The following is a 12,319-nucleotide window of genomic DNA, read 5'->3' on the forward strand; positions in this document are numbered from 1 at the left end:
TATACTTTTTTCTCCTTTATGTTAAACTAATATAATTAAATCTTTTATTAAATAGATTTTTTCTTAATATTAGAGTAGACCATTTAAGAAATACTTATTAAAATTTTTTGACTATTTTGCAAAAAATTATAATATAGTATAATCTATTCTTTTCACATACATGAAAGGAGAACGAATGATAATATTACGAGGACTACTGCCAGTCTTTGTCTCATTTATAATCTACAAAAGAGGAAAAAGAGCGAGAGCAGCAGATATAGTAAAAGATTTACAGTACTTATACGGAAGACCTATACCAAAGAGCTTAGTGTTCACAACACTGAAAAGATTGATAAGATATGGAGTAGTTGAAAAAGAGACTGACGGAAATAGAACCTTTTATATTTTAAATGAGGACGGTGAAGTATTTTTAATTAGACATATTGAGATTTTAAAGAATATGAATGTGGTCATACAGAAGGTAATAAGCGAAATGGAGAATAACGGATAATTTTGTTAACTAAACTAAAACAATCGCAGGAATGCCTACAGTATCCTTATCTGCTGTTGTTAGCATAACTGTAACTCTCTCTCCTACCTTTAATGAGTTGAGCATTCCAGAGAAATATATCGTTACCTCATTATATCCCTTTCTCAAGTACGGTGGATTAATAACTTGAGATGTATAGGGGGTACCGTCTATTTGAGCTGACAGTAAATAAACTTGCCCTAAAGAATATAGATGTAACCTCACCATTCCGTTTAGGTAAACTTCACCCACTTTCAAATATTTCACTAAATTTGCTTGAGAATAAGGAGATTGAGTAGACGTTGGCTTATTATTATAGGGAGTGTAATTATACTGAGTATTAGACCCACTCATGATTAATTATTTAGATATTTTGAAGCGCATTAATAAATCTTATCCGCTTATTCTAAAAGGCTTATCTTACCTCATTCACCCATTCATACTTACCGTCTCGTATAACTAAGTTAGCGTTAGTATACTTTTCCTCTGCCGTTAAGATCGCGTCAATATTTCTCTTAACATCACCACCCAGTACGTTGTAACAGTTCCTTAGGTCTTTAATCATCATAAATTTCAACAAGGTCAAATCTGGAGGAGAGACCTCATTGCATTCAAACTTAGCAAAATCCCTTTCGAATATCCCTCCCTTTTGGATAAGTAACGCGAGGATTGGATAGTAATAGTTACAATCACCAATTTTTACTGGTTTTACTACCTCCCCTATATACATCATAACGTTTGTCAGGCATTTTTCGTCCCACGCATCGACTTCAATCAGATCGTTAATAATTAACTTTCCGTCCCCTTCAAAGTACTCGACCTTTCTTACACCAAAATACAAAACTTTTTGAAGTTTATCTAAGTCCCAACCATGATATATTACTATACTCGGGGTTTGATTTTCCACAATTCTAAACAGTCTTTTTATATCTTTTAATATAGCCTTAAGGTCAGCATAGAGATGAAGTTCCTTACGCAGGTCCTCGTCGATCACTACCACTCCGCTCTTGTTAATTTTTATCGTAGCTCTTTTGTGACTTACGTTTAGTAAGCTCTTTACATCCTCTACGTCCAACGACTCAGCGGTAATAATTCTTAGACTCCCGACATCTAGTTCCAATTCACCTAACAGTTTCAAAGGGATTTTGAGAGCCTCTGCGACTTCTATTAGCTTGATTATTCTTTCGTCAATCACAATAAGAAATGTGAAAACATGGTAAAAACGTTATGTCACGACTTCAGAGTTGGTTACATTGCTTTCCTTTTGTGACAGTAAAATAATTTTTAGTAATCCCCTTACTTTCTCCTCTAAGATAACAGTATCCCCACGGATCATTCTCACAACTTCTAACGTTGATAATTCTACGCTGTCTACACCTTCTAACGATATTTTTCCGTTGGTTATAACGAATCTCTTAGCGACTTTATACTCCTTTTTATCATGCTCTATAACATTGATGAAAGGTAATAATTGTGTCTCCGAGTCAACTTCTTGATTATTCATTAACTTCACCAATCCTATATAAGCATATTCGCCGTAAATGAAGAATAGACCCACCGTGATATTTTTCCCTTTCACTTCCACTCTCTTACCTCTGGGGTGAACATATGTTATATCGTATTCTTTAGCCAAGTTTGTTAACTCTTCTCTTATCATTTTCTCTAGAGTTTTTGAGTCTGTTTCTATGTCTTTAAGAGTATAGGAGTTCTTAACTTTCTCCTTTACACAACTTAACTCCTCACTTCCACAATCATTTACTGCTTTATCAACTTCATTTTTGACGTATTGTAGGATAGAACTGACCGTGTTGAGTTCTTTACCGTTCCACATTGATAGAACTATTGGATATAATTCTTCACTTAGTGGTTTGCAGTAAACCTCTATGATTTCCCTTATATCATCCGCAGTTAACGCACTATCAAGGCTTATCCTACTCTCGTCAAGTCTTCTCCTTATAGCTAGGTCTGTGACCTTGTTATAAGCATCTGTAGGTATAGCCATTAAGACCGGTACAGCAAGGCCTGAATTTATAAGCCTATGAATCTTAGGTAAGTGTGAGTCTCTAACTTCATCTATAAATAACACTACGTCAGTTACTGACTTTAGATCCCCTATAAGTTTAAGCATACCGTCGAAATCTCTCGTGTAATTTATGCAATATAACCTGATCAAGGGATCATTCAGTTTATCGCAAAGACCCTCTAAATGCTTCTCAAAGTTTATGCCTCTAATCCTCTTAAAGAATGTGTAACCGTACTTCTTCTTATCCATTTTCGGGAGTACTATCTCTCTAAGCTTAAACTTGTCTACTTTACTCCAGAACTCGTCTTCTATCTCGTTTTTGCTGGCAAGATCAAGGAAGAACGTGAACATTTTGTCTTTACACGACTCTTCAGCCTTCCTAAGTATCGTAGTTTTTCCCATCCCAGGTTGTCCAATGATCGACGCAACGTCCTTAGAGCTTATTATCTCTAACGATTTATTTAAGTACTGCCTATAGGTAGGGCCTGCTAATACTATCTTATCGGAAGACCAAGTAGTTACAGTTACTTTAGGTATATTACATATCATTTCCCATTACCCCTCCTTCTTATAATCCCGTAAACTACACCTTTCTTTACTAAACCCTCCTCACCTCCTGCTATGAGGTCGTATAAAGACTCTATATGGTTCTTAAACTTAGAGTAAAATTCTTCCTTAGGTAATCCCAACTCAACCCTTATTGATTGGAGGGAAGCATATCCTAAATTATCCTTTATTTCATCGTAAATTTTGTCAAAAAGGGAATAGTCTATCTTAGACTTCTCGTTTACCAGATCTTCTAACCTCTTTAGCTCTTCCTTTATTTCCTTAAGCATATTAAGAATTTGAGTTATCGGATCGGTTTTAACTGGTTCGTAAGCCTTACCACCTCCAACTTCATATCTCCTTATCAAGCCCTCACCTTCCATTTGCTTAAGAAGCTCCTCAACTATCTCAGGACTCTCTTTTATTTTCTTTTTTATTTTAGAAAAGGCGACGGGTTTGCCGTCATATAATTCCTGAAGAACAGTCAATAGTTGTTCCTTCGTAATCATAATTCTTAGCTTAACTTAGTGTTTATAAAAACGTAAAGGTATATAATACTCTCCGTGTTAAACGAGATTACAATATAATGCCAGTGTCCCTTTCATCTCTCCTGCCTAACGTCAGAAGTCCTACCTTTATTGACCCTGGCTTAAACTTATTACTAGTGATTACTGACGGATTCACCATAGGCTGTATATTTGCACACATAAATGCCAAACCTTGACTCTTAGCGTTGTCTATGATGTCTTTAATGATAGTGAGGGCTGAAGTATAATGAGTGTTAAAGATTTTGTTAAAATTTTCTATAAATTTCTTCTCATCATCTATAAGCTTTACAACTTCCTCGGCTTGGGGAAACTTTAACGTTATTATAATTTCAGGGTGTTCGTTCCCCTCATGCTCAAGATAGACTTGTTCCCCCTTTACCGTAATTTTGTGACCGTGATGGCTTAAACTGAAACCGTCTTCTAAAGTTATGATGGGTGTGGTAAAAGAGAATAATTCAAAATTTTTTCTAGTTACTATTATCGTCCTATTATTAACTGTTATTGTATTTCTATCCGGCACGTAGATTATTATAGGTAGAGCCACATTCCTAAAAGTCTCATAATCCGTAGATTTCACGCCGAGAGAACTTTGAGAAGAAACCGGAAAAGGTAAGCCACAATCGATCTCATTTATTACCGATGCAAATTCCTCAGCGTTAAATTTGGACGGTATCTCGTTCTCAGGCGGGAGCCTCAGACCTCTTATCAACGTGTTTAGCATATACTGCCTAAATAAAGGCAACATTACATCTTTACCTCTCTTTCCGTGTCTTGTTAAGTGTTTATAATAGAAATCGATTAATCCCTCCATACTAGTTGTAGCACTCTTTATCTCAGACTTTGTGACGTTAGCCTTATTTATACCGTGAAGATAAAAGTGACTTCTACTGACTTTAATTCCGTTTGCCTCCAATAATTTTATGAAATAAGCGTCCCTTAAAGTTAGAATAAGATCATAAATAAACTTCTCTCTATTGTCGTCGTATACAAGCCTGAGAATATTTCTTGTGAACGAGGATCTAGGGTTATAACATATTCTTTCTAATAATCCATAAACTCGGTGCATATCGTACTTTAACTTAGCACTAGTGATTTCGAATGCTTTTATGGAGAGTTCTGCTATTTTCCTTACGTCAGGCTTTGGCTGAGTTTTATTGTTAAAGAAAATTGTTACTACTAAGTCATTAAGAAACCTCATCAGAAACTCGTGTCTAGCATCTAGTTGTTTAACAATATCTATGTCTAACTCGTTCACTCGTTCGATTATGTTCCTAACAGTGTTTATAACCTTCTCAATCCCGCCTAAGAGGATTAAACTGCCGTCTAAAAGGATATTTACAAATAGATCCCCTAATCCGTAGTAAACTTTACACCCCAACTGTTCCTCCACGAAAGGTATTGAAAACAAGTAACTACCTTCACGTTGAAGTAAAAGACTGCTAAAAGGAATATAATAGTGAGAATTCCGACAATCCGAACTCGTAAGTTCGTATATTGCCTTTGAGAAATAAAATGAAGGGGTATCGTAATTGAATTTCTTTCCTAATAATTTTTCGAGGATTTCTGACTGATATTTTCTAATCTTCTTTACTTGATATTCCTTAAAATTCTTTAATAATAATAAAGATGACTCTGTTTCGTTTCTGTTCACTGTCGCTATTAATTCTTTTAGAAAGTCTAACGTGATTATAGGAGTTACTAATAGGTAAAAATCTCCTTGTTTTACAAGAGTCAAATCTTCTACCCTTATATAACCAACGTCATTCACAAATTCTTTTCTAGATATAATATCTAAATAGTTTTTCACATATTCCTTTATTCTTTCTGGCGGAGCTACAAACATATTTATGAATAATTTCTCTGTTCCGCCTACGTACTCAGCTTGTTTACCTACAATATAAATTGGGACAAACTCCGTAAAGAAGTCTAAAAGCTCTTCGAAGAATATAGCGGAAAAGGACTTATCCAACGTCTCTGTAATCGATTTGGTTCCTACTAAAATGAGGTATTCGTCCGGTCTATTTGGTTTTAACTCTATTATCAACCGATCTAAGTCATCTCTCAAAGCGTTGAGACAAGCTAATTCCTCACGCTTTCCCGTGTAAGAAGCTCTGCAAGGCTTGTATAATGTCTTACCCATATCTTTAAGTTCGCCTTTTTCAAATTTGTACACATTTAGCGGATATTCTGATGCATAGCTTAATATACTCCCTACTATCGATTGATAGAACTGATTATCAAAGACTTTCGACGTAATATATTCCACTCTTATGTCTTGGATTATACAAAATCTTTCTATAAATTCTATCCTGTTTTCCTTAGGACTTTCCATCATCAACTCAAAAAGAAACTTATGCGTACCGCTCTCCCTTATGACAATCGGGACGTAGAAGGATACAACTACCAAATATTTCTTCCCTTGTATATCAACGTGATACCTCGTTTCATTATTGGGTCTCTTAAGTTTTATTTTCCTCGTAGATCTTGTTTGTGCTACACTTTCCGTTTGACCCTCCAGTTTAAAGTATAACCTCATTTGATCTGAGCCGGAATCCACATCTCTTAAGACAAGATAGAATTCATTTGGAAGGTTTACGATTTCAGGAATATTGATCTCTATTTCGGATTCTCTGGGCTCGTCCATACTTGTGGGATAATTAACGAGAAATGTAGACGACATATATACGTTTATTCCCTCTATAGGGATCCTCAACTTTCTAGTAGGTGAACGAGTGTGATCAAAGCTCTTGATAATATTCATAACATACACTCTCAAAAAATAATACTATAAACTTTGTTCACATAGAGCATTCATAAGGTATCTACAGTTCCCCTAATGAACCGAACACCACTTCGTCTCCACTTTCGCAGAAATAAGATAAGGAAGAAGAAAACACTACGTTCCCTTTTCGGTAGAGTTTATAATACTCACTAGGTATACCTTTCTTTTTCACGTAATCTTCGTTGTAAAAATTGGCGTAGAGGAGTTGCGGTATGCCTTTCTCCCTAGGGATCCTCAGGATGAATAAGTTTAGTGCACTCTTAGTAAACTTCTTCAATTTGTCTATAGACTCTTTACTCAATCCTTCCCTGACGAGAAATTTCCCTATGAGTTCCGAATCGACCATAAACTGAGGGTCTATTCCCAAATATTTCCCTAAAGAAAACTTATCAACACTACCATTGTGAGCAAAATAGAGTAGCTCATGTGGGGTAGACTCTATGTAAGGGTGTGAGAACTTCGAGTCGACTAATTCTTTCTGCGAAGCTAATCTAGCGTGTATGATCACCCAAATCTGACCTTCCAAAATATCTAATATTTTCCACAATTTATTATCAGAAAAGATCGGCAAACTACTTCTGTAGTGAATTAAGGTTCCGCTGTCACTATACACGACTATACCCCACCCGTCACCATGAACATCGCCAGTAATAGGATCCTTTTCTGCAGCCTTTACAAGACAAGAGACATAATTTTTCAACTCCTCCTTGCTTTTTCCCTTATATGCAAGCATCCTACACAAAGCTAATCGTTCATATTAACCGCTTAGTCGGATTTTAATTTACCTTTAATTCTTCAACGAGTGTGAAGACCTTATTGTTTGTTTACTGTAAATAAGATCCAAACTTTCGGTTCAGCCAAAGTGGGCAAATAAGTTAAAAACATAAAAAAGTTATTTAAACTAACCCGCTGGTAAGTACAATGAATCCAACAGAATATAGTATTGCAACTGCTAATCCTTTCAGTACTTTTTTCGATATCCTTTTAGACAAGTCCCTAAACACAAATAAACTCCATAAGAAACCCAGGGAACCCCCTATCAATCCCAACGCACTACCAGATATTATCCATGCACTTACAGAAAATATATCGACTTCCAGTCCCTCAGCTACAATACCGATAAAGGCGAGCAGGAAAGCACTGTTCGGTTCAGGATAATTGTCCGCATAAAGGAAGTAGGTGGCTAAAGACACGAGTAGAAGTCCTAACAAGAGTTTCATATAATATTCTGTTACATCGGACACCAGAATAGGTAGAATGATGAAAGTTAAATACAACATTAGTGTAACGACCAAAATACCACTGATTACACCCATGTTAGCTTTAGCTTTATCTTTCAAAGACGCTAGGCTCCAAAATATACTCATTTCAAATCCTTCGAAAGAGGAGGGAATAAAAGAGGCTAAAAAACCTACCTCATTTATATCCATTACTTCCCACCTTATTACCAGACCTCAACCTTAGTGCTCCCGCGGCTAAGAATCCTATTAGACCCGAGTATGTATAGTATTGAACTACGAAAGAATACATCACAAATGATGAGTTATAGTATAGAGCTATACCGGTAACTAATAACATTAAAACTAATGATAAATTTAGTAGAAGCTTCCTCTTAGACCTTATTAAAAATGACGTTACTATCAATGCAAACCCCGTAAATGTCATGGGAAATAAGAATGAGACTGCAGGGGCTGGGTACACTTGAGCGTAAGACTGTCCTTGAGATACCTTAGCTATATAACCGTAATGAACCGGGTACTGTAAAGGTATTGGATAAGTCCAGTTATTAGGCGTCAAAATTATTGGAGGCCTTGGCTTCGAAGAGAAGTTGAAAGCTTGTAAAATACCTTCCACATCACTATTCTCTACCCACTTCGTAAGCCATGGTAGATGCCAATTATAGTCTATAAACCCCAGTAGAGTATAACCGGAAAGCGTGTAGTTGTCTATCCATGCCTCTTTAGCATAAGGGGATATTATAAGCAAAGGAGTCCTTTGTCCTAAGCCCATTGTGTTAATCGCAGGCGGGGTGATTTGGTCGTAATAACCTCCTCCTTCGTCAAACGTTATGAATATTACTGTTGAGTTCCAATAAGGGCTCTCCATTACTTGGTTTATAATGTTACTAAGCTCTACAGCACCCTTAGTGACGTTGTAAGGTGGGTGCATGTCATACTTGTCAGCGTTACATCCGATTAACATAACCCAACTTACTGCCGGTAGTTCACCGTCCTTAAGGTCGTTAAAGAACGTAGCTAGGCCGTGAATGTGGGATTGATATTGTTGAATCCCTATAAACGCGTTTAACGGCCAAGGAATACCTCCCTGATAATCATAAACGAAATAGTCCCACGAGATACCGTAAGAGCTTAGCTGATAGAATATTGTCTGATTAATTGGAATTACATTAGAAGCACTATCGGTAAAGAAGTTAGGAGGTGCGCCGGTTAAGTAAGCAACCCTGTTAGGCTCCGTAAGCCCTAATACCGGAGCGTAGTAATTATCTGCTAAAACATATTCCTCAGCGTAATCCCATAATATCCCTACCTGCTGATAGGAAAAGTAAGCCATAGACTGAGGGCCAGAGTAGTAGACAAAGCCTATCGGCTTTCCGAACCAATAATCCCCGTGATATGATGACCAACCTTCGTAAGGGTCTATCGTATCCCATGAATTAGCGTAATAAGGATGTGATACACCAGCTAACGGAAACCAAGGGACGTTGGGTACCGTGATATAACTCAGGACTCCGTTTTTAGACTGTTGTAACTGACTATAATTGGTGTAAAGCCCTTCGGGCCACATGACAGATAGAGTAATGTTATTCACTATAGGAGGCCATCCGAAGGGATATGTACCGAACAAGTTGTCAAAAGAGTGGTTTTCTTCGATTATGATAATGACGTGCTTTATAGGAGTAGCAGTAGGGGTCTCTGAAGAAGCTATTGGAGAGAGTAAAATTAATACTACGAAAGATAGCATAATTAAGTCCCTAATTATAGATTTCATCAGAAACACCTAATAGATATTTTGAAGGTAATTTATAAAGTTGCCTAATAAAAAGACTTACAATCCTACGTAAGGTATCGTCCTACCGAAACCGGTTAAATTCGCAACAATATCAACAATGATTAATAACACTATCACTGCAAACATAATATAATCCAGTTTACCAAGAGTTAGATTAACTAATGACGTCCTGCTGGGATAAGCCCTGAAACCTCTAGTATCGGCTGAAATTGCCAATGTTTTTGCTCCCCTAAATAAGTACACTATTGCCGGGACTATAGCCATTATTCCGGCGTAAAGGTAATAAAATACCCTTAGAATCCTTGGCTTATTATGACTTAACCCTCTAAGTAACTGCATCTTTACGGAAGTATCTAAAACTTCGAAGATCTTAGGCACTGTCCTGACACCGACCATAACGGAGAATGTAATGGGGAGTGGGACCTTCATCTTGGTGAACATCCTAAAGATGTCAGAAGTTGTAGTTGTGAGAATTAAAAGAAGTGCTGAGACTAGTGTTGCCGTAACCCTAAAGGATGTCTGAAGACCGTAAATCAGCGCTTGCAAAGTGAGGACAGGCTCGTAACCCATATAAGTGAAATAACTCGGCCACACCCATACGGTTTCGTAAGATGAAGGATTAGGGAATACCAACTCGAGAACGCTAGTGGGAGTATAAGGAGCTATCGCCCACGTAGAGCCTATAATTGTAGAGAACACTAAGAGTATTACGTAAAGGAATTTCTTAAGACCGTTATTAAGAGTTAGATAAAGAGGAAGTATAGCTAGAGTTAGTAGAGCACCTATCCACCATATAGTAGTTGAAGCAACAACCATAACCACAACTCCGAAAACCAACTTTGTAATCGGATTCAATTTGTAAAGGAATGTACTTCCTCTCTCAAACCTGGTCAGCTCGATAAAACCCCTAAGACCTATTGCACCAATTATTATTACGACGGGTAATGCTACACCATAAAAGAACAGAAACCAACTTATCACGTTTTGAGTTAGGGGATTTTCATAAAGGAAATTCCAAGGAACCATATTTCATCACCAAATACTCCGTGGGAGGATGAATCCCAAGCCCTTCTTTGGAAAATATTTCCTCCGGTTTATCGTCAGCAACTATCCTTCCCTTTTCCATAACTACCACTCTATCACAGAACTTATCTACGAACCTTGAGTCATGCGTGACTATTAGGAAGGAAAATCCCTTATCTCTCAGGTACTGAACTTCTTTTCCAAACATCTCTCTGTGATACCAGTCTTGTCCGCTCGTGGGTTCGTCCATTAAAAGTACTTTAGAACCAGAAGCAATAACTGAAGCCATAGCCACCCTCCTCCTCTGACCCATCGACAGCATTAAAGGGTCTTCACGCCTTATTTCGTATAAAGAAAACATCTTTAGAATCTCGTCCAGCCTCTCTCTACTATAAATACCTCTATTTTTCATAGCAAAAGCAACTTCGTCTTCAACCGTTCTTTTTATAAACATCACGTCAAAGTTTTGAGGTAAGTATCCAATGTAAGCACCCCTTTCCATAATACTCGATTTGCTCAAGTCCTTTCCCTCTACTACCAGCTTTACCTCTGACTTCAAATTACGGTCTAAAATACCCATGATCGCCTTTAACAGAGTAGACTTTCCGGCACCGTTCTTACCCATTAGTGCGGTTATTTCACCCTTACGTAAGGTTAAAGACGTGTCTACTATTACCTTACTTGACTTCTTGTCCCAAACTTTCACCTCTGCATGTAAAATTGTGCTGTCCCCTTTCATCCTAGGTGGAGGTATATAAACGTAATCTTTAAGGGATTTACGGGTTCCTAAGTGTGAATAGTAATCCGGTACTTCCACCCCGGCCTCCCTTAAGAGGTGAACCTTATCGAAAAGCTCCTCTTTTTTAACGTCAAAAACTAACCTGCCTTTTTCTACTAAAACTACTCTATCAACATAAGGTAAAACCCTTTCCAACTTATGTTCAACAATTATTAACGTCCTTTTCTCCTGCCTGAACTTCTTTACAAGGGAAAAAATCTGAGCTGTTCCCTCAGGATCGATATTAGAGGTGGGTTCATCAAGAATCAAAGCCTTAGGGTTCATGGCCAAAACTGAAGCAATGACTGTCCTCTGTAACTCACCTCCAGAAAGCTGTATCGTCTCCATATCTAAAAGTTCATGAACTCCAGTGATCTTTGATGTCTCGATCACTCTGTTCATTATCTCTTCGGGGGGTAACATCAGGTTCTCCGGACCGAACGCAATTTCGTCTATGACCTTGTGATTAAAAACCTGCATTTCAGGGTCTTGTAAAACTGTCCCCACTTCTTTTGCAATATCGAAAATAGGAGTCTTCCTCGGATCCTTACCGAAGACGTTTATTTCCCCTTTTACATTAGCAGAAATCATATTAGGGATTACGCCATTGATTACGTTTATAAGTGTCGACTTACCGGATCCAGACTTACCCACTATCAAAATAGACTCTCCTTCCTCTACGTGAAAATCATGAACTACCAGAGACGGTTTGGCTCTACCTGTATATGCCACCTCTACGTTTCTTAGCTCTATTACATTCACTGTCCCACCGCCCTAGCTATGTAATATGCTAGAATCCCACCTATAATACCCATTATAATATCTCCGGGTAGGAATGCTTGTAGATGAAATATTATTTTCCCCCAGTTGGGAGCGTATGCATATATGAATGGCCCGAAGAAACCACTATAAAACAATGGGTCTGGCAGTGCCCATAGAGCACCGACTATACCGCCCTCTACGGTAGACCCAAAATCATATTAGAAAAAATATTTCTGATAGGATAATATCTAATCCATAAAAAATAATGGAATTTATAAGAGTGTAAAGAATTGAAGAAAAGGTTTAAGGTGAGGGAGAC

At 37.5% G+C, this 12,319-nt stretch carries 12 protein-coding genes; 1 reads left to right on the forward strand and 11 read right to left on the reverse strand.

The genetic code is table 11. From position 1 onward, the window contains the following. Positions 1 to 175 precede the first annotated feature (175 nt). On the forward strand, positions 176 to 490 hold the full coding sequence (locus WIW89_RS04550) for a helix-turn-helix transcriptional regulator (protein ID WP_337719899.1): 315 nt from the start codon (positions 176 to 178) through the stop codon (positions 488 to 490). 9 nt (positions 491 to 499) lie between these two features. Here the strand turns inward: WIW89_RS04550 and WIW89_RS04555 are convergent, their stop codons facing one another. The 11 genes from WIW89_RS04555 to WIW89_RS04605 all read right to left on the reverse strand — a co-directional run bounded on the left by WIW89_RS04555 (position 500) and on the right by WIW89_RS04605 (position 12,155). After that, entirely contained in the window at positions 500 to 862 is a 363-nt protein-coding gene (locus WIW89_RS04555; protein WP_337719900.1) for a DUF973 family protein, read from the reverse strand. A 61-nt stretch (positions 863 to 923) separates the two neighbouring features. After that, a complete protein-coding gene (locus tag WIW89_RS04560; protein ID WP_337719901.1) occupies positions 924 to 1,703 on the reverse strand; it encodes a hypothetical protein in 780 nt (259 codons plus the stop codon). Positions 1,704 to 1,733: 30 nt separating this feature from the next. Next, positions 1,734 to 3,080, reverse strand: coding sequence for an ATP-binding protein (locus tag WIW89_RS04565; RefSeq protein WP_337719902.1), 1,347 nt, complete (start codon positions 3,078 to 3,080; stop codon positions 1,734 to 1,736). After that, entirely contained in the window at positions 3,077 to 3,586 is a 510-nt protein-coding gene (locus tag WIW89_RS04570; RefSeq protein WP_337719903.1) for a hypothetical protein, read from the reverse strand. Before WIW89_RS04570 ends, WIW89_RS04565 begins: the two co-directional genes overlap by 4 nt. A gap of 67 nt (positions 3,587 to 3,653) precedes the next feature. Next, complete coding sequence (locus tag WIW89_RS04575) at positions 3,654 to 6,386, reverse strand: hypothetical protein (RefSeq protein ID WP_337719904.1); 2,733 nt, start codon at positions 6,384 to 6,386, stop codon at positions 3,654 to 3,656. 61 nt (positions 6,387 to 6,447) lie between these two features. Then, on the reverse strand, positions 6,448 to 7,149 hold the full coding sequence (locus WIW89_RS04580) for a class II glutamine amidotransferase (RefSeq protein WP_443296291.1): 702 nt from the start codon (positions 7,147 to 7,149) through the stop codon (positions 6,448 to 6,450). Between the two features lie 154 nt (positions 7,150 to 7,303). Beyond that, positions 7,304 to 7,837 (reverse strand): hypothetical protein, encoded by a 534-nt coding sequence (locus WIW89_RS04585; RefSeq protein WP_337719906.1) that lies wholly within the window; start codon positions 7,835 to 7,837, stop codon positions 7,304 to 7,306. Continuing rightward, positions 7,824 to 9,389, reverse strand: coding sequence for a phospholipase C (locus WIW89_RS04590; RefSeq protein ID WP_337719913.1), 1,566 nt, complete (start codon positions 9,387 to 9,389; stop codon positions 7,824 to 7,826). The genes WIW89_RS04585 and WIW89_RS04590 overlap by 14 nt, the downstream gene beginning before the upstream one ends. Before the next feature lie 84 nt (positions 9,390 to 9,473). Then, entirely contained in the window at positions 9,474 to 10,463 is a 990-nt protein-coding gene (locus tag WIW89_RS04595; protein ID WP_337719907.1) for an energy-coupling factor transporter transmembrane component T family protein, read from the reverse strand. Then, positions 10,438 to 12,000: an ABC transporter ATP-binding protein gene (locus tag WIW89_RS04600; protein ID WP_337719908.1), complete on the reverse strand. Its 1,563-nt coding sequence runs from the start codon at positions 11,998 to 12,000 to the stop codon at positions 10,438 to 10,440. The genes WIW89_RS04595 and WIW89_RS04600 overlap by 26 nt, the downstream gene beginning before the upstream one ends. Further along, complete coding sequence (locus tag WIW89_RS04605) at positions 11,997 to 12,155, reverse strand: hypothetical protein (RefSeq protein WP_337719909.1); 159 nt, start codon at positions 12,153 to 12,155, stop codon at positions 11,997 to 11,999. Before WIW89_RS04605 ends, WIW89_RS04600 begins: the two co-directional genes overlap by 4 nt. Positions 12,156 to 12,319 lie beyond the last annotated feature (164 nt).

The sequence above is a fragment of the Stygiolobus sp. CP850M genome, assembly GCF_037389425.1.
In the GTDB taxonomy this organism is placed as follows: domain Archaea; phylum Thermoproteota; class Thermoprotei_A; order Sulfolobales; family Sulfolobaceae; genus Stygiolobus.

Bases quoted from the DNA above. Each gene is read 5' to 3' on its own strand.
- WIW89_RS04550 (WP_337719899.1), top strand. From the start codon at position 176: ATGATAATATTACGAGGACTACTGCCAGTCTTTGTCTCATTTATAATC.
- WIW89_RS04555 (WP_337719900.1), bottom strand. From the start codon at position 862: ATGAGTGGGTCTAATACTCAGTATAATTACACTCCCTATAATAATAAG.
- WIW89_RS04565 (WP_337719902.1), bottom strand. From the start codon at position 3,080: ATGATATGTAATATACCTAAAGTAACTGTAACTACTTGGTCTTCCGAT.
- WIW89_RS04570 (WP_337719903.1), bottom strand. From the start codon at position 3,586: ATGATTACGAAGGAACAACTATTGACTGTTCTTCAGGAATTATATGAC.
- WIW89_RS04575 (WP_337719904.1), bottom strand. From the start codon at position 6,386: ATGAATATTATCAAGAGCTTTGATCACACTCGTTCACCTACTAGAAAG.
- WIW89_RS04585 (WP_337719906.1), bottom strand. From the start codon at position 7,837: ATGGATATAAATGAGGTAGGTTTTTTAGCCTCTTTTATTCCCTCCTCT.
- WIW89_RS04590 (WP_337719913.1), bottom strand. From the start codon at position 9,389: ATGCTATCTTTCGTAGTATTAATTTTACTCTCTCCAATAGCTTCTTCA.
- WIW89_RS04595 (WP_337719907.1), bottom strand. From the start codon at position 10,463: ATGGTTCCTTGGAATTTCCTTTATGAAAATCCCCTAACTCAAAACGTG.